Here is a 20,749-nt window from a genome sequence, read left to right as displayed (position 1 = left end):
GCCAGTCTTCCATGCCCGGGCGTGAGATCCTTGAGGAAATGAATGAAGTTCAGGGCCCGACCCCCACAGGCAACTCCCGTCCGTACCGAACCCTCGCGGAGGCGCTCCGCGCGCATCGCATCGCCGAGGAGAACCACGAGTTCATCTCCGCGATCACCGACGCCGTCGGCATCTCCTCCTATATCGACCGCGGTCGCTACATCGAGGCGATCCGCCGCGGCGACGGCGCCCCGCTGCACATCGGCAAGACCTACACCAACGGCTTCACCGAGGACGAGACGATCGTCATCGGCTCGACGCCCCTGCGACTGCAGCCGAGCGAGGGACGCGCACCGTACTTCTACGTGACGCACCCGAGCGAGTTCCGCCCGATCGCGCCTGTCAAGGCGAAGAGATCGACGACCCCTCGTGTCGCGGCTGCGCCGAAGGCCGAGCGCGCGACCAAGACGGAAGAGCGCGACTACGGCGTGTGCGACGTCTGCTTCATGGTGAAGACGCCGGCCGGCGGCTGCGGCTGCGACTGACGTCCTCGTCGGCGCCGCGGTGGTGAGCGCTCAGGTGAAGGCGCTCATCCCCGTGATGTCGCGCCCGAGCAGCAGCGCCTGCACGCTCTCGGTGCCCTCGTAGGTGTGGATCGCCTCGATGTCGGCCATGTGCTGCATCACACCGTTCTCGAGCAGGATGCCGTTGCCGCCGAGGAGGTCGCGGGCGACGGATGCCACGCGTCGAGCTGCTCGCGTGTTGTGGAACTTCGCCAGCGAGGCCTGCGTGGGGCGAAGCTCACCCGCGGTCTCGAGGTCTGCGAGGCGACGGCAGTACAGCTGCATGGCCGTGAGGTCCTCGAGCATGTGCGTGAGGCGCTCCTGCACCATCTGGAACTTGGCGAGCGGCTTGCCGAACTGGATGCGCTGGGTCGAGTAGGCCAGCGCCGCCTCGTAGCAGGCCGTCGCGTGGCCGAGGGCCGACCACGCGACCCCTGAGCGGGTGGCGTAGAGGACGACCGACGCGTCCTTGAAGCTCTTGGTGCCAGGGAGCACGGAGTCGAGCGGCACCCGGACGTCGTCGAGCACGATGTGAGCCTGGTGGATCGCCCTCAGCGAGGCCTTGCCGCGGATCGGGGTCCCTGAGTATCCGGGGGTGTCCTGTTCGACGAGGAAGCACCGGACCGCACCGTGTTCGGGCGCCGTCTCGTCGTCGACGCGGGCCCACACGAAAGTGATGCCGCCCGAGGCGCCGTTGCCGATCCACTTCTTCGCGCCGCGGATGACCCACTCGTCGCCGTCGCGGCGGGCGACGGTCTCCAGCGATACCGAATCAGACCCGTGGTCGGGCTCGGTGAGGGCGAAGGATCCGAAGACCGAGCCGTCGGCTAGAGCCGTGAGCCACTTCTCCTGCTGAGCGGGGGATCCGAAGAGCGCCAGGGTGCGCAGCGCGAGCCCGCCTTGGACGGCGAGCACGGTGCCGAGCGACCCGTCGCCGCGCGAGATCTCCATGTTCACGAGCCCGGCAGCGAGGGGAGAGAGCCGGGTGAGGGCAGGATGCTCGATGCCATCGACGACGAGATCCATCTCGCCCATTCGGCGCGCGGCCTCGAGCGGATACTCCGCGCGATCCCAGGCGTCCGCCATCTGAGGCCCGACCTCGTCGATGTAGGCCTTGGCGCGATCCCAGGCCGACCGGTCGGCGTCGGGGATGTCGGCGAAGACGGTGTAGTAATCGCTGTCCTGTCGCCCGGTGATGTCGTACGACGAGACGCGCTCGCCGGGCAGGGGAGAGGCTGCGGTGCTCATGGTGACTCCTTCGTGACACCAAGTATCGTACGCTCTGAAACTCGGTTTCACGACTCCGGTGGAGAGAGTCCTGGTTCAGTCGAGTTGAGAGCGCAGGCGCCGGGTGACCTCGGCGATCGGCATCGAGCGAGGGAACACGGCGACGACCACGTCATCCGGAGCCTCGGAGACCGCGTCGGAAGGCACCCCGTAGCGGCGGCGGACGTCGGCGAGCGCCGTCTGCAGCGTCGAGAGCGGCACCTTCTTCTTGCCGCGCAGCAGCTGCCGCAGCACATGGTTGTGCACGGCGGTGACGAGGGCGGAGAACCCGACGGCATCGAGAGGATCGATCCCGGGGAGCGAGCTGCGCAGATAGTCGTCGAACAGCCGCTCGTAGCGGAACACCGTGATGATCTCGCGCTCACGGAGCACCGGCACCTGGCGGACGATCTGATAGCGGCGACGCGCGAGTTCGGGATCGTGCGCGAAGTGGGCGAAGACCGACTCGGATGCCGCGCAGACCGCACGCCAGGGATCGTCATGCCCTTCCGCGAGGAAGGTCCGCAACTGGTCGAGCAGCACCTCATGGTCCGCGAAGACCACATCCTCTTTGCCGCCGAACTGGCGGAAGAAGGTCGAGCGTGAGACGCCTGCGGCCTTCGCGATCTGCTCGACGGAGGTCTGGTCGAAGCCCTGTGACGCGAAGAGCTCGAGTGCAGCGGCCACGACGCCGGTGCGCAGTTCTGCGGATTCGTGCATGGAATGAGCCTAGACCTGTCGATGTCGTCGACGATCATGGGCGGTCGCCGTAGGGCCTGAGGCCGTGGCGACCGGACGGAGGCGTGGCCGTCTATGCCGTCGGACGGACGCCGCTGACGCGGTTCCAGATCTCCACCCGGTGGGTGAAGTCGGCGAGGGCCTCGGATTCCGCGTCGAAGGCGCGGAGCGAACCGGCGATGGGTTGTGCGCGTTCGTCTTGGATCCAGGTCTGGAAACCGTTCCTGCTGAAGGTCAGGACGATGACGTTCGGCTTGCCGCGCGGGTCCTCGAAGAGCGAGTACCCGGCATGGCCGCGTGCGCGGAGGTCGGCGAGCACGGTGTCACGGTTCATGCCAGTCCTCCAGGGACGCTCAGTTCGCGCACGAGTCCGAGTCGCAGATAGAACGAGAGCGGCAGGGGCAGCACGAGCTGGGTGGCGCCGCCGGGTTCGCCGAATGCGGGAGCCACCCTGCCGCTGTAGATGGGCTCGTCCCAGCGGTAGTAGCCGATCTCCACGAGATCGTCCAGGTCGCGGCGAAGCACGGCATCGCCGGATCGCTCGTATGCAGCACGGACGTGTACGCAATCGCCGATGACGATGAACTGGTGGTACGCCGACGGGTTCTCGACCCAGGGGAGCGAGCGCTCAGGATACGCAGCGGGCTGCCCGTTCTCGACGAGGTAGACGTAGCGGGTGTTCACGGGGCCGTACATGTCCCAGACCTCCGCGCCGGCCGGCACGGGCTCGCGAGTGAGGGCGCGGCCGTCGGGGCCGATCCAGAGCTCGGTCATGCGGAGTCCCCGATCCGGCGCACAGCGGTGGAATCCGCTGCCTTGTGCGACCGTGCCATCCGCAGGAACTGGTCGAGAGCCTCGGCTTCGGAGGAGAAGCGCGACGGGCCGAAGAACCGGTCGCCGCGCTCGTCGGTGTCCCACACGATCCACTCATCGCCGTCGCGATCGATCCATGCCGACCGTTCGCGACGGCCGGTGCGCCCGAACCAGTTCGCGGTGGCGGTGAGCTGTTCGTCCTGGATGATGCGCTGTGCGTCGGCGGCGGTGAGGTTCGTCATGGGATCTCCTTAAGCAGGCCCAGCGCGATGAGCTGCTCCGCGGTGAGCGGAAGCTGCACCTGGGAGCCGCCGCCCGGCGAGCCGAATCCGGGCGCGATGTCTCCCTGGTACCCCTGTGAACCGAGGTATTCGGGCTTGAGACCGCCCGCCAGGAGTTCGTCCTTGACGTGCTGAGGGGCACTGTCGAACGCACCACGCAGATCGGACAGATCGCCGACGACCTCGTAGCGGTGGTAATGCGCGGGATTCTCGACGTAGGGCAGGGAACGCTGGTCGTACGTGTACGGCCCGTCATCCGGCACCGGTGAGGTGTATCGACCGTCGGGGGGACCGTAGCGGTCGAGCACGTCACCGGGCTGCGGCGTGTGCGGCTGTCGGATCGGATTGTCGTTGGCATCCAGCACGTACCCGCCGCCGGGCACCTGGCTCCAGTCGATGCTCCCATCCGGCTGAAGGACCTCAGGCCCCTTGGGGATCTGCACGTCGGGTGGGAGCGTGCCGGTGTCGGCGAAGTCGTCGGCGTACTGCGGGTAGTTGCGCTCGAGATATGTCTGGAGCTGCTCGTCGGTGAGCATGCTCTGGTCGCGCACGCTGGGACCGGGCGAGGCGGGCCCGTCCGGCGTCGTGCCGTCGGGCGGGGTGTGGGGAGGTGTGCCGTTCGGGCTGTGCGGTGCTCCGGGGCCGGAGGGAGCGTTTCCGCCGCCCGGACCGCGCGAGAAGAGGTCTCCGAGGCGCTGGAAGAGCGCCTTGAGTTCGTCCAGGTGCTTGGCGAGAGCCGTGACGGCGTCGACGAGCTTGAGCACCGTGCCGGAGATCCGGGCGGTCATCGCCGAGACCCGGCTCGTCGCCTGCGCGATGACGTACGGGGTTGCAGTGCCGAGTGAGATCACCAGCGTGCTCGCGTAGGAGATCAGCGAGCCCACGAGCTGCGAGAGCGTGTCGCGCACGAGCTCATGAACGACCTGGACGAGCATGGATGCCGCTTCCATGCCGGTCTTCATGCCGCCCGCCCACGCGCCCGCGGCGGAGATATGAGCGGCGACGTCCGCCTGGAGTCGGAGGTACGCGGCGATCGCCTCGCCCGACATCGAGCTCACGTCGGCGAGTCGGGAATCGAGGGTCTCGCCCGCCTGCTGCAGATGCTGGGCGATGTTGCCCCACGTCGCGGCGAATCCGGCGACTTCACCTGCGTCGCCGGTCAGGTCGTTGAGCCAGCCTTTGAGCGGCTCGAGATGGTCCATGAGCCAGCCCAGACCCGCCGCGATCAGCGATCCGAGCGGATCCATCGCCGTCGCGACGGTGTTCGCCAGGGCGGAGAACGATGCGAGGCCTCCGGCCACCCAGTCTCCGCTCTCGATGGCGTTGACGAGCTCATAGCCGTCCTCGAGCAGCCCTGCGCCGCTGAACGGCGTCGTCGGATCGATCGGTCCGGCCACCAGCGGGTTCGGCGGCGTCATAGGACGCCGCCCTCGACCGATGCCATCAGACCGCTGATCGTGTCGAGCTGTCGCTGCTCGCCCTCATCGAAGTCATCGGCGAGACCTTTGAGCTGTTCCTCGGACTGCTCGAGCATGGTCGCCGCGGCGGAGATCGCGCCGATGGCGATCGACGAGACGAGTTGCGCAGGCGGAACCAGGAATGCGCACATCACCCCGAACGCCCCGCCGCCGACGTTCATCGACCCGGCGGCGTTCTCGGCGAGCCTGACATCCGACGCGATCTGGCCGACGCGCTGCGCGTGCCTGCGCACCGTCTCGGTGTCTACCGCGATCAGCTCCGCCATCAGCGGTACTCGATCCGTGGCTGGCCGTCCTGACTCGGGTCGGGGAGCTGAGCGATCTCTTCACGCAGGTGCTCGACGGCTGCGTCGTCCGCGCCGAACGCCTCGGCGGCGATCTCGACGGCCTTCGCGCCGGCCGCGCGCTGCGCATCTCCGGCGAGGGAGACGATCAGAGCGCCCAGCGCTGCGGGGGATCGGTCGTATGCGGCATCCGTGAGCGTGACCTCGGCGAGCCGACCGGAGGAATCCACCGTGACCGCGACATCACGGCCAGGCGACGTCGCCCGCTCACGCACGGCAGCGATGTCGTCGCGCACCTGCTCGGTCTGTGCCGCGCGGCGCTCTGCGTCTCTGACCTGCTGCTCGATGCGGGCCCGTGTGGCGATCGGATCCGACCAGTCGAACGTGTCCGTCATTGTCTCCCCCTGATTCAACGCACAAGAATGCTACCGGACGACATCGGCTCGTCGCCCGCGCTCTGCGGACGTAGGGGCGCTCAGGCGGCGGTAGTAGGCTGGGGGATTGATCGATGTCTCGACATCGAGAGAATTCCAGGCCGCAGCCCAGTGAAGGAAGCACAGTGGATCTGTACGAGTACCAGGCACGAGACGTTTTCGAGAAGTACGGAGTGCCGGTCCTCGCCGGCATCGTCGCCGACACCCCTGAGGAGGTGAAGGCAGCCGCTGAGAAGATCGGCGGCGTCGTCGTCGTCAAGGCCCAGGTCAAGACCGGTGGTCGCGGCAAGGCCGGCGGCGTCAAGGTCGCCAAGACCCCCGACGAGGCGTACGAGGCGGCCAAGGCCATCCTCGGTCTCGACATCAAGGGCCACATCGTCAAGCGCGTCATGGTCGCGCAGGGCGCCCGCATCGCTGAGGAGTTCTACTTCTCCGTGCTGCTCGACCGTGCCAACCGCTCGTACCTGAGCCTCTGCTCGGTCGAGGGCGGCATGGAGATCGAGGAGCTCGCTGTCGAGCGTCCCGAGGCGCTCGCGCGCGTCGAGGTCAACCCGCTGGCCGGCATCGACAAGGAGAAGGCCGTCGAGATCGCTCGCGCCGCCAACTTCCCGGAGGACCTCATCGAGAAGGTCTCCGACGTGTTCGTCAAGCTCTTCGACGTCTACAAGGGCGAGGACGCGACTCTCGTCGAGGTCAACCCGCTGGTCCGCACCGAAGAGGGCGACATCATCGCCCTCGACGGCAAGGTCACGCTCGACGACAACGCCTCCGAGATCCGCCACCCCGAGCACGAGGCGCTCGAGGACAAGGACGCAGCGGACCCGCTCGAGGCGAAGGCCAAGAAGAGCGGTCTGAACTACGTCAAGCTCGACGGCGAGGTCGGCATCATCGGCAACGGCGCAGGTCTCGTCATGTCGACGCTCGACGTGGTCGCCTACGCCGGCGAGAACCACAACGGCGTCAAGCCCGCGAACTTCCTCGACATCGGCGGCGGCGCCTCGGCAGAGGTCATGGCCGCAGGCCTCGACGTCATCCTGGGCGACCCGCAGGTCAAGAGCGTGTTCGTCAATGTCTTCGGCGGCATCACGGCGTGCGACGCCGTCGCCAACGGCATCAAGGGCGCACTCGAGACGCTCGGCTCCACGGCGTCCAAGCCGCTGGTCGTGCGCCTCGACGGCAACCGCGTCGACGAGGGTCGTGCGATCCTCGCCGAGTACGCGCACCCGCTCGTCACGCTCGCCAGCACCATGGACGAAGGCGCCGACAAGGCCGCCGAACTCGCCAACGCCTGATCGCAGAGAGACACAAGGACTAGAGAAATGTCGATCTACCTCAACAAGGATTCCAAGGTCATCGTCCAGGGCATCACCGGCGGCGAGGGCACCAAGCACACGGCGCTCATGCTGAAGGCCGGCACCCAGGTCGTCGGCGGCGTGAACGCACGCAAAGCCGGCACCACGGTCGCGCACACCGACAAGGACGGCAACGCCGTCGAGCTCCCCGTCTTCGGCTCGGTCGCCGAGGCCATGAAGGAGACCGGCGCAGATGTGTCGATCGCCTTCGTGCCCGGCGCCTTCACCAAGGACGCGATGATCGAGGCCATCGATGCCGAGATCCCGCTGCTCGTCGTGATCACCGAGGGTGTCCCCGTCGGCGACTCGGCAGAGGCCTGGGCTTACGCCCAGAGCAAGGGCAACACGACTCGCATCATCGGACCGAACTGCCCCGGGATCATCACCCCCGGTGAGGCGCTCGTCGGCATCACGCCGGCGAACATCACCGGAAAGGGACCGATCGGGCTCGTGTCGAAGTCGGGCACCCTGACGTACCAGATGATGTTCGAGCTGCGCGACCTGGGCTTCTCGACGGCCATCGGCATCGGCGGCGACCCCGTCATCGGCACGACGCACATCGACGCGCTCGCCGCGTTCGAGGCCGACCCCGAGACCAAGGCGATCGTGATGATCGGCGAGATCGGTGGCGACGCCGAAGAGCGCGCGGCCGACTACATCAAGGCGCACGTCACCAAGCCGGTCGTCGGCTACGTCGCGGGCTTCACGGCTCCCGAGGGCAAGACCATGGGCCACGCCGGCGCGATCGTGTCGGGCTCCGCGGGCACCGCCCAGGCGAAGAAGGAGGCCCTCGAGGCCGCGGGGGTCAAGGTCGGCAAGACGCCGTCCGAGACGGCCGCACTCATGCGTGAGATCGTCGAGTCGCTCTAAGCGCTAGACTGTAGGAGAAGGCCCTGGACTCCACTCCGGGGCCTTCTTCTATGCCCGGACGCTTTCGACACGCCATGTGCGTAGGGACGACGAAGGGCGGATGCCGCAGCATCCGCCCTTCGTGTTGTTCGTCGTCGCTCAGGCGACGCCGAAGAGCGCCTCGATGGGACCTCGGGCGAAGAAGATCACGAAGCCGACGGCGACGATCCACAGCAGCGGGCTGATCTTGCGGGCCTTGCCGGAGAACGCCTGGATGAGCACCCAACTGACGAAGCCGGCGCCGATTCCGTTGGCGATCGAGTAGGTCAGCGGCATCACGGTCACGGTCAGGAAGACGGGCAGCAGCACGTCGAACTCCGTGAGGTCGATGTACTTGATCTGCGCCATCATCATCGCGCCGACGATCACGAGCGCGGCGGCCGCGATCTCGGTCGGGACGATCGAGGTGAGCGGCGTGAGGAACATCGCGAGCAGGAACATGCCACCGGTGATCAGGTTGGCGAATCCGGTGCGCGCACCCTCTCCGATACCCGCTCCGGACTCGATGAACACGGTGCTCGACGACGAGGACGTACCACCACCGACGATCGCGCCGACACCTTCGACGACCAGCGCCGACTTGATGCGCGGGAAGTCGCCGTTCTCATTCGCGAGGTCGGCCTCCTTGGCGAGACCGGTCATGGTGCCCATGGCGTCGAAGAAGTTCGAGAAGACGAGGGTGAAGACGATCATCACGATCGCGACGAGGCTCACCTTGCTGAAGTCGAAGCTGAAGTCGACCGCGCCGACCAGGCTCAGGTCGGGCAGACCGAACGGCGATCCCGTGAGAGTCGGAACCGTGAGCCCCCAGCCGCCCGCGTTGTCGTCGGATGCGGCTCCGAGATGCCAGATCGCCTCGACGATCACCGCGAGGACGGTGCCGGTGACGAGGCCGATGAGCAGCCCGCCCTTGACCTTGCGCGCGACCAGGATGCCGGTGACGATGAGCGTGACGATGAACAGCACGGTGGGCACGGTCGCGACCGATCCGCCGACGCCGAGACCGACCGGCGGAGATGCGCTGCCGGTCGCGGTGACGAAGCCGGAGTTCACGAACCCGATGAAGGCGATGAACAGGCCGATTCCGACCGTGATCGCGATCTTCAGCTGGAACGGAACCGCGTCGAAGATCATCTTGCGCAGGCCGGTCGCCGCGAGAAGCACGATGACGAGACCGTTGATCATCACGAGAGCCATCGCCTCGGGCCAGGTGACCTGACCGACGACCGAGAAGGCCACGAAGGCGTTGATGCCGAGGCCGGCGGCGAAGCCGAACGGCAGGCGGGTGATGAGACCGAACAGGATCGTCATGATGCCGGCGGTCAACGCGGTGGCGGCGCCGACGGCGCTGAAATCGAGCGTGTCGCCGGCGACGTCGGCCGAGCCGGACAGGATGATCGGGTTGAGGATCACGATGTAGGCCATCGTGACGAAGGTCACCAGGCCCCCTCGGATCTCGGTGCCGATCGTGGATCCGCGCTTGCTGATCTCGAAGAAGCGGTCGAGGGCGTTCTTGGGTTGGGCCTCTGAGCGGGTGGGGGACGGGGCAGTTGTCATCGGGAAACCTCCGCTGGAGACGATATCGTGTCGCCCGAGTCGCGCGCGCCCACAGGCGACGACAGGGTTCTCGTCGTAGTCTCGATTCGATATGCAACGCCTCCTCGTCGCGCTCCTCGCCGCCTTCGATGCCGCAATCGCTGCGGCGGTCGGTCTCGTGGTCCTGCTGGCGCCGCTCACCCTGCTCTGGACGCTCTCGTTCGGCGTCACGGCCGACTGGGGAGCGCTCTGGCCGCTCACCGGGACCCTGTGGCAGTTCGGCCACGGCGTGCCGCTGAGCATCGACGTATCGACCGAGGTGCTCCGCACGACGGGCATCGCACCGGCGGCCGCCGCCTTCACGCTCTCGGTGACACCGCTCGCGTTCCTGATCTTCACGCTGCTCTTCGCAGCCCGCTCCGGCACCCGCGCCGCGCGCGCGGGGCCTGGCTCCTCGGCTCGCTCTCCGGCTCCCTCACGTTCGCGGCGATCGCGACCGGAGTCGCACTGACCGCCCATCTCGGAGCCGTCGAGACGCCCGTCGTCGAGGCGATCCTGCTTCCGACAGCCGTCTATCTCGTGGGCGCCGTGTGCGGTGCCGTCCGCATCGCCTGGGAGGACGGTGACGGCGGCTTCCTCGACCGGATCCACGACGTCGTCGACTCGTGGGGCGATTGGGGGCCGGTTCCGAGTGCGGCCGTGCGCGGAGCGGCCTTCGCCGTCGTGGGGACCACCGCAGTCTCCGCAGTGGCTGTCGCCGTGCTCACGGCGGCACGAGGCGGCGAGATGGTGGCTCTCTTCCAGGCGGCGCGGGTCGATGCGCTCGGCGCCGGAGTCATCACTCTCGGGCATCTCGCCTATCTGCCCACCATCCTCGTCTGGGCGGCGTCTTGGCTCGCCGGACCCGGATTCGCCGTGGGGGTCGGCACAGCGGTGTCCCCGGCGGGCACCCAGCTCGGCGTGGTCCCCGGAATCCCCGTGCTGGGGCTGCTTCCCGAGAGCACGTCGATCTGGATGCTCATCGTCATCATCCTCCCGATCGGCGCCGGTGCCTTCGCCGGCTGGGCGGTCCGGTCCCGCCTCGTCTGGGAGGGCACGCCGCTCGGCCTCGCCCCCCGTGCGACGATCGCCATCGGGATCGGCGTGCTGACCGCCGCTGTCGCCGCGATCGCCGCCCTGTTCGCCGGAGGGTCGATGGGGCCGGGGCGGCTCTCCGAAGCCGGGCCTGCCCCGCTGCCGTTCGCTCTCGCGCTGGGGGGAGAGGTCCTGCTCGGCGCAGCGATCCTGCTCCTGTCGCCCCGCAATCGCGATGAGCTCGCGGAAGAGCGCACCGACCGCTGGGTCGCCGAGATGACGGCATCCGATGCGGTGTCGAACGCACGCACGGATCCCAGCGACGGAACGGTCGGCTGGCCGGACGGACCGTCGACCTATGACACGGCGCCGCTGGATGACGCGGGCGGATTCCGGCTCCCGCGGCGCGATCCGCGCGATCCCGTCGGCTGACATGCGGCTCGGGTCCTCCCATCGGCCCCGGTAGACTGGGCGCGTGCTCACGGTCGCCGTTCTCATCTCGGGCACCGGCTCGAACCTTCGCGCCCTCCTCGAGGCTGCTCGCCACCCCGATTTCCCTGCGCGGGTGGTGGTCGTCGGCGCCGACCGCGAAGCCGATGGCCTGGCTCACGCCGAGGAATTCGGCATCCCGAGCTTCACGGTTCCGTGGCACGAGCACGAATCGCGCGAAGCCTGGGGCGAAGAGCTCGGCCGCCAGCTCGCCGTCTGGAACGCAGACCTCGTCGTGCTCAGCGGCCTGATGCGTCTGCTTCCTGCCGCCCTCGTCGCCGACCTCTCGCCACGACTGATCAACACGCATCCCGCATACCTGCCCGAGTTCCCCGGCGCACACGGAGTGCGCGACGCGCTCGCCGCGGGCGTCTCGGAGACCGGCGCGAGCGTGATCGTCGTCGACGACGGCGTCGACACCGGCCCGATCCTCGCGCAGGAGCGCGTGCCGGTCGTCGCCGGTGACACCGAGCACAGCCTCCACGAGCGCATCAAGCCCGTCGAGCGCCGACTTCTCATCGACGTGGTGCGCCGCATCGCGACCGGTGAGCTCTCGCTGACCTCAGCATCCTGAACCGATCCACGCACGCCCCCCTCGCACGAAGGAGCCCATCATGGCCGGCCCCCGCCACGACCACTCGCTGTACCGCGATCGCGACACCGTCCCGGTTCGCCGCGCACTCGTCTCGGTGAGCGACAAGTCCGGTCTGCTCGATCTCGCTGCCGCTCTCGCCGGCGCGGGCGTGCAGATCGTCTCGACCGGCTCGACGGCCTCCACGATCCGCGAGGCGGGCTTCGAGGTCACCGACGTCGCCGCCGTCACGGGAGTCGCCGAGATGCTCGACGGTCGTGTGAAGACGCTGCACCCGAAGATCCACGGCGGTCTGCTCGCGGACCTGCGCCTCGAGGATCACGAACGTCAGCTCGCGGATCTCGACATCGCGCCGTTCGAGCTCGTCGTCGTGAACCTGTATCCCTTCGTCGAGACGGTCGCCTCCGGTGCTGAGGGCGACGACGTCGTCGAGCAGATCGACATCGGCGGCCCCGCCATGGTGCGCGCCGCGGCCAAGAACCACGCGAACGTCGCGATCGTCGTCTCGCCGCAGTCGTATCCGGGCATCATCAGCGCCATCGAGAACGGCGGCACCACGCTGACCCAGCGCCGCGAGCTCGCGGCCCGCGCCTTCGCCCACACCGCCGCCTACGACACCGCGGTGGCCTCATGGTTCGCGGAGGGCACGCTCGGCGAGGGCGAGGACCTGCCGACGCACCTCACGATCCAGGCCGAGCTGCTGGCGACGCTGCGCTACGGCGAGAACTCGCACCAGCGCGGCGCGATCTACACCCGTGTCGGCGGCCACGGCATCGCCCAGGCGACGCAGCTGCAGGGCAAGGAGATGTCGTACAACAACTACGTCGACGCGGATGCCGCGCTGCGCGCCGCCTACGACATGGTTAAGCCGGCCGTCGCGATCATCAAGCACGCGAACCCGTGCGGCATCGCCACGACCGCACCGAACGCCCTCGACCCGATCGCGAGCGCGCACATCCGCGCCCACGAGTGCGATCCGGTGTCGGCCTACGGGGGAGTGATCGCCGCGAACGGCACCGTCACCCTCAAGATGGCCGAGAATCTGAAGGACATCTTCACCGAGGTCATCGTCGCGCCGTCGTTCGAACCCGCAGCCCTCGAGGTGTTCAAGGCGAAGAAGAACCTGCGCCTGCTGCAGCTGCCGGAGGACTGGCAGCAGGAGCGCATGGATGTGCGCCTCGTCTCGGGCGGACTTCTGCTGCAGGATGCCGATCGGTTCCCCGACGACATCGTCTCGGTCGCGAAGAACTGGGAGCTCGTCTCGGGCGAGCGCCCCAGCGACGAGGAGATGGAGAACCTCATCTTCGCGTGGAAGGCGTGCCGCGCCGTCAAGTCGAACGCGATCGTGCTCGCGAAGGACAACGCCACGGTCGGCGTCGGCATGGGTCAGGTCAACCGTGTCGACTCGTGCCGCCTCGCGGTCGAGCGAGCCGGTGATCGTGCAGCCGGTTCTGTCGCTGCCTCCGATGCCTTCTTCCCGTTCGCCGACGGTGCACAGGTGCTCATCGACGCGGGCGTCACCGCGATCGTGCAGCCCGGTGGCTCGGTGCGCGATGAAGAGGTCGTCGACGCCGCACGCAAGGCCGGCGTCACGATGTTCTTCACCGGGGAGCGTCACTTCTTCCACTGAGTGCGGCGGCCCTGAGGCCCAGGCACATCCGAGACCCCTCGCGCCGATGCAGGTGCGAGGGGTCTCGTCGTCGGATGATGCGGCCGATCCCGATGTCCACCGTGATGTCCGATTTCCGCCAGTCGATGTCGGAGGGCGGTGGCAGAGTGGAGGCATGAGCTTCCCCGTGACCGACTTCGATGAGCGATACCGTGCGATCAGCGCGCGCGACACCCGCTTCGATGGGCAGTTCGTGACCGCCGTGCGCTCTACCGGGATCTACTGCCGTCCGAGCTGCCCCGCGCGCACGCCCAAGCCGCAGAACGTCACCTTCTATCCCACCAGCGCAGCGGCGCACGAGGCGGGCTTCCGGGCGTGCAAGCGCTGTCTGCCCGAAGCTGCCCCGGGCTCGCCTGCGTGGGACCTGCGCAGTGACGTCGCGGCGCGGGCGATGCGTCTCATCGCCTCGGGCGTCGTCGAGCGCGAGGGAGTGTCGGGCCTCGCCGTGCGTCTCGGCTATTCGACACGGCACCTGACCCGACTGCTCTCGACCGAGCTGGGGGCAGGTCCGCTCGCCCTCGCGCGGGCGCATCGCGCGCACACGGCGCGCATGCTGCTGGTGGGCACGGACATGCAGATCTCGGATGTGGCTTTCTCGGCGGGTTTCGCGAGCATTCGGCAGTGCAACGACACGATCCGCGAGGTGTTCACTCTGACTCCGGGCGAGCTCCGGGCTCGACGGAAGACCCCGGCGTCCGCTGCTCCCGGTGCGATCGACCTCGTCCTCCCGTACCGCGGGCCGCTCGATGCGTCCGGAATCTTCCAGTGGATGGCTGCGCGTGCGGTATCGGGGGTCGAAGAGGCCGCGACCACATCTTTCTCTCGGCACCTGCGTATGGCGGGCGGGCCCGCGTGGTTCGAAGTGCATCAGGACTCGACGCAGCGACTGCACCTTCGGGCGCGCGTCGCTCAGCTCGGCGACCTCGCTCCGCTGGTGTCGACCGTGCGACGGATCTTCGACCTCGACGCCGACCCTCTCGCGGTCGACGAGGCGCTGAGCGCCCACCCCGAGATCGCTCCGCTGGTCGCGCGCACTCCGGGCATCCGCGTGCCGGGCTCGGCGGATCCGCACGAGATGCTGATCCGTGCCATGGTCGGTCAGCAGATCACCGTCGTCGCCGCGCGCACTGCCCTCACCGCGCTCGCCGACGCGCTGGGGGAGCGCACGGAGCAGGGGCTGCTCTTCCCGACGATGGCGGCGATCGCCGAGCACGGGGCCTCGGTGCTGCGCGGACCGGCCGCCCGCATCAGGGCGATCGTCGGCGCAGCCACGGCCCTCGCCGACGGCAGCCTCGCTCTCACGGTCGGCGACGACGGAGTCGAGCAGCGCGCTGCCCTGCTCGCGATGCCCGGCATCGGCCCCTGGACGGCCGACTATGTCCGGATGCGGGTGCTGGGCGACCCCGACGTGCTGCTCCCCGGCGACGTCGCACTTCGTGCGGGGGCCGCCGCGTCCGGACTGCCGGCGGATCCGCTGCCGCTGGTCGCGTGGGCCGAGCGGGCTGCCCCGTGGCGCAGTTATCTCAGTGCTCACCTCTGGCGAGCAGCGCCCGCACGTCCGGTTCGACGGCCGAGCGCGAGACAGACCACCGCCCTTGTGAAGGAGACCTCATGAACGCCATCATCCAGACCGTCGAGACGCTCGACGGACCGTTCACCATCCTCGCCGACGACCGTCAGCGGGTGCTCGCCTCTGGATGGACGGCCGACCAGGCGACGATCCTCGCACGGCTCGCCGTCCCGGTGCGGCCGACGGAGGTGCGCGAGGGCGAGACGGATGCGGCTGCCGCTGCGCTCTCGTTCTATGCCGGGGACCTCTCGGCGATCGACGCGGTCGCCGTGAAGCAGACGGGCACGGCGCTCCAGCTCACCGGATGGTCGGCGCTGAGGTCGATCGAGCCGGGGGAGCCGCTGACCTACACCTCGTTCGCAGCGCGGCTCGGCAACCCCCGTGCGGTGCGCGCCGCGGCATCGATCTGCGCCCGCAACGCCCCCGCGCTGTTCGTGCCGTGCCACCGTGTGCTGCGATCGGATGGCACCCTCGGCGGGTTCGCCTGGGGTCTCGACGTCAAGGCGAGCCTGCTGGAGCGAGAAGCCGCGCGGGCATGAATCGGGAATCTCTCTTGTGCTCAGCTTGTTCACAGGAATAGGCTGGTGGGCTGTCGCACCGACCGGGACGACATAGCCGAGCCCCTGAGGAGGACACCATGACATCGATCGCCGCTGTGCAGATCGCCGCTCTCGGCTCGACCCCGGTGCGCCCGCTCCGCTAGAGCCACTTTCCGACACGCACGACCACCGGATGCCGGACTCCGAGAGTCCTTCGCTGCGTCTGCCGCCTTCAGCAACCGCTTCCCCATACGAAACTCGTCTGAGAGACATGTCTTCCTCGCCTTCATCGCAGAACGCCTCCCCTTCCTCCTCCCTTTCCACACCGGCCGCACTGTGGCGCCTGAAGCCTTTCGTCAAGCCCGTCATCTGGCGGCTCGCGGGAGGCGCTGCGAGCGCGCTCGTCGCCGCGATCATCGCACTGATGATTCCCATCGTCCTCGAGCAGATCATCCGCGGTCCTGTGCGGACGGGCGCGATCGATGCGATCGCGTGGGGTGCGCTCGCGGTCTTCGGCCTCGCGCTGGGTGAGGCGCTCATGGTCTGGCTGCGCCGCCAGTTCGTGCTCAACCCCGCAACACAGGTCGAGTACAAGATGCGCACCGAGCTCTACTCGCGCCTGCAGACGCTGCCGGTCTCCTTCCATGACCGCTGGCAGTCGGGGCAGCTGCTGAGCCGGATGATGCAGGACATCGGCCTGATCCGCCGGTGGCTGGCCTTCGGCCTCGTCCTGCTGGTGGTCAACGTCCTGACCATCATCATCGGATCCGTGCTCCTGTTCCGCTGGCACTGGCTGCTCGGAGTGATCTTCATCGTCACCGCCATTCCGCTCTGGATCCGCGGCTACCTCTTCGAGAAGCGCTACGGCGCGCTCACTCGCCGCAGCCAGGACCAGGCCGGCGACCTCGCCACCAGCGTCGAGGAGAGCGTGCACGGCATCCGCGTGCTCAAGGCGTTCGGTCGGGGCAAGCACGCTCTGAGCCGCTTCAGCCGCCAGGCCGAGACGCTGCGTGAGACCGAGATGAGCAAGGCCGGCGCGATCGCGTCGATCTGGTTCTGGCTCGATCTCATGCCGCAGATCGCGTTCGGGCTGAGCTTGATGTCCGGCATCTGGCTGATCTCGCAGGGACAGATCGACGAGGCTCAGCTGTTCGCGTTCTTCGCCATGGCCGTCGTGCTGCGCTGGCCGATCGAATCGATCGGGTTCCTGTTCTCGTTCATGCTCGACGCCCGCACGGCGACCGATCGCGTGTTCGACATCTACTCCGAGACGAACAGCATCACCGACCCCGAGAACCCCGTGCACATCGCGGAACCCCGTGGCGAGCTCGCATTCGACAAGGCGCACTTCCGGTACCAGGACGCGGGCGCGAACGAGCGCGATCTGCTCGACGGCATCGATCTCGTGCTGCGCCCGGGCGAGACCATGGCGCTCGTGGGGCTGACCGGCAGCGGCAAGACCACCCTGACCACCCTGCCCACGCGCCTCTACGACGTCACCGGCGGGCGCGTGACGCTCGACGGCGTCGACGTGCGCGACCTGCCGCTCGCCGAGCTGCGTCAGCACATCGCGATGGCGTTCGAGGACGCCACGCTGTTCTCGGCCACCGTGCGCGAGAACGTCCTGCTCGGTCGGGCCGATCTCGACGTGCACAGCGACGAGGCCGAACGAGTGCTGCGCGAAGCGCTCGACGTGGCACAGGCCTCTTTCGTGGACTCGCTCCCCGAAGGGGTCGAGACCGTCATCGGCGAGGAAGGGTTGAGCCTGTCCGGCGGACAGCGTCAGCGTCTCGCACTGGCCAGGGCGGTCGCCGCCAAGCCGAAGGTGCTCGTGCTCGATGACCCGTTGTCGGCGCTCGACGTCGACACCGAGGCTCTCGTCGAAGAGGCGCTGCGGCACGTGCTGGCCGATACGACCGCCATGATCGTGGCGCACAGGCCCTCGACCGTGGCTCTGGCCGACCGGGTCGCGCTGCTCGAATCGGGCCGAGTCACCGCCGTCGGGACGCACAGCGAGCTGCTGAAGACGAGTCGTCACTACCGCCACGTCATCTCCAGCCTCGAGGCTGAGGAGGCGGCGCGCACCGGCGCGATCCCGATCATCCGCGATGAGGAAGACGAGATCGACGCCGTCGTGCAGGACGGGATCCGCCAGGACGCCGCCGACGAAGACATCATCACCGAGAAGGAGGTGCAGCGATGAGCTCCGCGATCACCGGAACCCAGGACGAAGACCGCTCCAGCTACACCAAGGAGGAGAGCCGGGCCATCCGTCGCCGGTCGCTCCGACTGCTGGGATCGCTCGTGCGTCCGCTGAAGCCGCAGATCACTCTGGCGGCCATCGTTCTCGTCATCTCGACGGCGCTCCAGGTCGCGGGACCGATCCTCATCAGCATCGGTCTCGACCGTGCCCTGCCCGCTGTGCTCGAGCGCGCCGATTGGATGCCGACCTTCATGATCGGCGGGATCTACCTTCTCGCCGGCGCCGTCGCGGCGGCGATGATCGCCTGGTACGTGATCATCGCGGCCAAGCTCACGCAGGCAGTGCTGCTCGACCTCCGCAAGCGGATCTTCCTGCACACCCAGCGCCTCAGCCTGGAATTCCATGAGTCCTACACGTCCGGTCGCATCATCTCGCGTCAGACGAGCGACCTCGACTCGATCAAGGAGCTGCTCGACGGCGGGCTGAACGAGCTCGTCTCCGGCGTGCTGTTCGGCCTGTTCACCTTCATCGCGCTGTGCGTGTGGGACTGGCAGTCCGGGCTCATCCTCGCGATCGGCGGCGTACCCCTGTTCTTCCTGATGCGCTGGTTCTACTCGCGCTCGCAGCTCGTCTACCGTGAGTCGCGCGTCATCAGCGCGAAGGTCATCGTGCAGTTCGTCGAGACCATGACCGGTATCCGTGCCGTCAAGGCCTTCCGCAAGGAGCCTCGCAACGACGTGACCTTCCAGAAGATCGCCGGCGACTACCGGGACGTCAACCGACGCTCGATGCTGCTGTTCGGCACGTTCGAGCCCGGCCTGATGGGCGTCGCGGCGCTCGTGCTCGGAATCGTCGTGCTGTGGGGCGGCATCAGGGTCTCGAACGAGACCCTCACCGTCGGCGTGCTGCTGTCGGCCGTGCTGTACGTGCGAAACTTCTTCGCGCCGATGCAGGAGATCGCGATGTTCCTGAACTCCTACCAGTCCGCCACCGCGGCCCTGGAGAAGGTGTCCGGAGTGCTCGAAGAGGTGCCGACGGTTCCGGATCCCGAGAAGCCGGTCGACCTGTGGGAGTCGCGCGGACACGTGCGGTTCGACGAGGTCACGTTCGGATACAACGGCGAGAAGACCATCCTGCCGAACTTCTCGCTCGACATCCCTGCCGGGCAGACGATCGCGCTGGTGGGTACCACGGGCGCGGGCAAGTCCACTCTGGCGAAGCTGATCTCCCGGTTCTACGACCCGTCGATCGGCACGGTCACGCTCGATGGAGTCGACCTGCGCAGCCTGCATCCGAAGGACCTGCGTCGCGCCATCGTGATGGTCACGCAAGAGGCCTACCTCTTCAGCGGCACGGTCGCCGACAACATCGCTCTCGGAAAGCCCGATGCCTCGCTGGATGAGATCCGTGCGGCTGCCCGCGCGGTCGGGGCAGACGAGTTCATCTCGTCGCTGCCCGACGGATACGGCACCGACGTCAACAAGCGCGGTGGCCGGGTGTCGGCGGGGCAGCGTCAGCTGATCTCGTTCGCGCGGGCGTTCCTCGCGGACCCTGCGGTGCTGATCCTCGACGAGGCGACCGCGTCGCTCGACATCCCCTCGGAACGTCTGATCCAGGATGCGCTGCAGACGCTTCTCAAGGACCGCACGGCGATCATCATCGCGCACCGGCTGTCGACGGTCGCGATCGCCGACCGGGTGCTCGTGATGGAGCACGGCAAGATCATCGAGGACGACACCCCGGAGACCCTCATCAGCGGCACGGGCAAGTTCGCTCAGTTGCACGCCGCCTGGCAGCAGACGCTGGTGTGACCGTCGCCTGAGCGAGCGCGACTGCTGTCGCCCTCCGCGTCTTCTGCGGCCAGGGCGCACTTCTGCGGCCACGACGAGAAGTCGTGGCCGCAGAAGGTCACTGTGGCCGCACGAACCGCTGGCCATCATCGGCGCCGACGGGGTGGAAGATGCAACCCCCGCGCGATCGCGGCCTGCAGAGTGCGCTCGACGGCTTCCCACCCGTTCACGATCTGCGCATAGGACAGCCGCAACACGGTGTACCCGCGCAGGCGCAGCTCGGCATCATGGGCGACATCGGATCCCCGCTGCGCCGACGAGGAGTGATGTGCGTATCCGTCGATCTGCACGACCAGGTGTGAGCCGATCACGATGTCGACCCGGCGACCCGCGAGCCGGACCTGCTGGCGCAGGGGCACGCCCCAACCACTGAGCCGTACGACCACCATCGTCTCCAGGCCGGAGTCCGACAGTCCGATGACCTCCTCGGCCAGTGCGCGCGACCGCGGCTCACGCCATTCCACCAGTCGAAGAGCTTCGACGTCGAGCCGCTCGATGCGGACGGCCGACTCCCAGATCACCCGTGCGTCCTCGTGGAGGCAGCAGCCGGCGATGTGCGCCAAAGCGTCTTCGACGGACGCCGTGAGTCGCCGCGGGCCGCAGTCGACGAGCGGCGCGCCCCAATGCAGGGTCGCGTCATCTCGGTGGCGGTGCGCATTGGGCCCGACCTGCAGGTGCAGACCGCCCGGCGCTCGATCCGGCACCCACCACCCGCGACGACGTGCGAGCGACACGCAGGTCAGCCGCGCGGATGCCGCGGCAGCCGCCACCAGGTCGTCGGGAGCCGATGCCAGGGCCACCCACTGAGCGCGCAGGCGGCGCACTGCTCCGGAGCGGATCGCCCCACGAACCTGTCTCGGGGCGAAGCCGTGTTCGGCAGCGTCCGATCGGTGGGCGATGCCGCCTCGCGCAGTGAGCCATTCCCTCAGATCCATCGCCTCAGGATGCCGCCCCGCCCACCTCCTCGAATGCCGGCTACCCGCATCCTGAGGAGAACCGACTGCCGAAGCGGGATGTGGAGGGGCAGTCACGCCCTCCACTTCGGCGGCTCGGGTGAGCTTCTGCGGCCGTGAGCATCGGCCCTGGCCGCAGAAGGTGACCAAAGCCGCAGATGTGGGGAGGGGGAGGGG

At 68.2% G+C, this 20,749-nt stretch carries 19 protein-coding genes and 1 pseudogene; 10 read left to right on the top strand and 10 right to left on the bottom strand.

The window, feature by feature from the left end:
* The first annotated feature begins 38 nt into the window (after window positions 1-38).
* Window positions 39-524 carry a hypothetical protein gene (locus ACZZZQ_RS02855; RefSeq protein ID WP_053098997.1) on the top strand — a complete coding sequence of 162 codons (486 nt, stop codon included), beginning with the start codon at window positions 39-41 and terminating at the stop codon, window positions 522-524.
* Between the two features lie 30 nt (window positions 525-554).
* Here the strand turns inward: ACZZZQ_RS02855 and ACZZZQ_RS02850 are convergent, their stop codons facing one another.
* The 8 genes from ACZZZQ_RS02850 to ACZZZQ_RS02815 form a co-directional block, all read right to left on the bottom strand.
* Window positions 555-1,790 (bottom strand): acyl-CoA dehydrogenase family protein, encoded by a 1,236-nt coding sequence (locus ACZZZQ_RS02850; protein ID WP_463506850.1) that lies wholly within the window; start codon window positions 1,788-1,790, stop codon window positions 555-557.
* 75 nt (window positions 1,791-1,865) lie between these two features.
* Window positions 1,866-2,528: a TetR/AcrR family transcriptional regulator gene (locus tag ACZZZQ_RS02845; protein ID WP_053098999.1), complete on the bottom strand. Its 663-nt coding sequence runs from the start codon at window positions 2,526-2,528 to the stop codon at window positions 1,866-1,868.
* Between the two features lie 91 nt (window positions 2,529-2,619).
* Window positions 2,620-2,880, bottom strand: a complete 261-nt coding sequence (locus ACZZZQ_RS02840) for a hypothetical protein (RefSeq protein WP_463506849.1) — start codon at window positions 2,878-2,880, stop codon at window positions 2,620-2,622.
* Window positions 2,877-3,320 (bottom strand): hypothetical protein, encoded by a 444-nt coding sequence (locus ACZZZQ_RS02835; RefSeq protein ID WP_463506848.1) that lies wholly within the window; start codon window positions 3,318-3,320, stop codon window positions 2,877-2,879. Before ACZZZQ_RS02835 ends, ACZZZQ_RS02840 begins: the two co-directional genes overlap by 4 nt.
* Complete coding sequence (locus ACZZZQ_RS02830) at window positions 3,317-3,601, bottom strand: hypothetical protein (RefSeq protein ID WP_056277343.1); 285 nt, start codon at window positions 3,599-3,601, stop codon at window positions 3,317-3,319. Before ACZZZQ_RS02830 ends, ACZZZQ_RS02835 begins: the two co-directional genes overlap by 4 nt.
* Window positions 3,598-5,058, bottom strand: a complete 1,461-nt coding sequence (locus tag ACZZZQ_RS02825; RefSeq protein ID WP_285364889.1) for a glycohydrolase toxin TNT-related protein — start codon at window positions 5,056-5,058, stop codon at window positions 3,598-3,600. The genes ACZZZQ_RS02830 and ACZZZQ_RS02825 overlap by 4 nt, the downstream gene beginning before the upstream one ends.
* Window positions 5,055-5,384, bottom strand: a complete 330-nt coding sequence (locus tag ACZZZQ_RS02820) for a hypothetical protein (RefSeq protein WP_463506847.1) — start codon at window positions 5,382-5,384, stop codon at window positions 5,055-5,057. Before ACZZZQ_RS02820 ends, ACZZZQ_RS02825 begins: the two co-directional genes overlap by 4 nt.
* Complete coding sequence (locus tag ACZZZQ_RS02815; RefSeq protein WP_463506846.1) at window positions 5,384-5,797, bottom strand: YbaB/EbfC family nucleoid-associated protein; 414 nt, start codon at window positions 5,795-5,797, stop codon at window positions 5,384-5,386. The genes ACZZZQ_RS02820 and ACZZZQ_RS02815 overlap by 1 nt, the downstream gene beginning before the upstream one ends.
* A gap of 164 nt (window positions 5,798-5,961) precedes the next feature.
* On the opposite strand from ACZZZQ_RS02815, the gene sucC reads away from it, so the two are divergent.
* Window positions 5,962-7,128: an ADP-forming succinate--CoA ligase subunit beta gene (gene sucC / locus ACZZZQ_RS02810; RefSeq protein WP_463506845.1), complete on the top strand. Its 1,167-nt coding sequence runs from the start codon at window positions 5,962-5,964 to the stop codon at window positions 7,126-7,128.
* Window positions 7,129-7,155: 27 nt separating this feature from the next.
* Entirely contained in the window at window positions 7,156-8,058 is a 903-nt protein-coding gene (sucD, locus tag ACZZZQ_RS02805) for a succinate--CoA ligase subunit alpha (RefSeq protein ID WP_056277351.1), read from the top strand.
* 138 nt (window positions 8,059-8,196) lie between these two features.
* Here the strand turns inward: sucD and ACZZZQ_RS02800 are convergent, their stop codons facing one another.
* Window positions 8,197-9,654, bottom strand: a complete 1,458-nt coding sequence (locus ACZZZQ_RS02800) for an NCS2 family permease (protein WP_053099008.1) — start codon at window positions 9,652-9,654, stop codon at window positions 8,197-8,199.
* A 91-nt stretch (window positions 9,655-9,745) separates the two neighbouring features.
* Between ACZZZQ_RS02800 and ACZZZQ_RS02795 the strand changes: the two are divergent.
* From ACZZZQ_RS02795 to ACZZZQ_RS02765, 7 genes and pseudogenes are all read left to right on the top strand, one after another.
* Window positions 9,746-11,139: pseudogene (locus ACZZZQ_RS02795) on the top strand (cell division protein PerM).
* Between the two features lie 43 nt (window positions 11,140-11,182).
* Complete coding sequence (gene purN / locus ACZZZQ_RS02790; protein WP_056277354.1) at window positions 11,183-11,770, top strand: phosphoribosylglycinamide formyltransferase; 588 nt, start codon at window positions 11,183-11,185, stop codon at window positions 11,768-11,770.
* Between the two features lie 40 nt (window positions 11,771-11,810).
* Window positions 11,811-13,418, top strand: a complete 1,608-nt coding sequence (gene purH / locus ACZZZQ_RS02785; protein WP_053099011.1) for a bifunctional phosphoribosylaminoimidazolecarboxamide formyltransferase/IMP cyclohydrolase — start codon at window positions 11,811-11,813, stop codon at window positions 13,416-13,418.
* Window positions 13,419-13,572: 154 nt separating this feature from the next.
* A complete protein-coding gene (locus ACZZZQ_RS02780; protein ID WP_056277357.1) occupies window positions 13,573-15,072 on the top strand; it encodes a DNA-3-methyladenine glycosylase 2 family protein in 1,500 nt (499 codons plus the stop codon).
* Window positions 15,069-15,566: a methylated-DNA--[protein]-cysteine S-methyltransferase gene (locus tag ACZZZQ_RS02775; protein ID WP_056277359.1), complete on the top strand. Its 498-nt coding sequence runs from the start codon at window positions 15,069-15,071 to the stop codon at window positions 15,564-15,566. The genes ACZZZQ_RS02780 and ACZZZQ_RS02775 overlap by 4 nt, the downstream gene beginning before the upstream one ends.
* A gap of 271 nt (window positions 15,567-15,837) precedes the next feature.
* Complete coding sequence (locus tag ACZZZQ_RS02770) at window positions 15,838-17,769, top strand: ABC transporter ATP-binding protein (protein WP_053099014.1); 1,932 nt, start codon at window positions 15,838-15,840, stop codon at window positions 17,767-17,769.
* Window positions 17,766-19,580, top strand: coding sequence for an ABC transporter ATP-binding protein (locus ACZZZQ_RS02765; protein WP_053099015.1), 1,815 nt, complete (start codon window positions 17,766-17,768; stop codon window positions 19,578-19,580). Before ACZZZQ_RS02770 ends, ACZZZQ_RS02765 begins: the two co-directional genes overlap by 4 nt.
* Before the next feature lie 125 nt (window positions 19,581-19,705).
* On the opposite strand, the gene ACZZZQ_RS02760 is transcribed toward ACZZZQ_RS02765, so the two are convergent.
* Window positions 19,706-20,554, bottom strand: a complete 849-nt coding sequence (locus ACZZZQ_RS02760) for an endonuclease domain-containing protein (RefSeq protein WP_463506844.1) — start codon at window positions 20,552-20,554, stop codon at window positions 19,706-19,708.
* Window positions 20,555-20,749: the final 195 nt, after the last annotated feature.

The sequence above is a fragment of the Microbacterium sp. AC132 genome (assembly GCF_979258525.1).
This window is presented reverse-complemented; position numbering and strand designations above follow the sequence as displayed.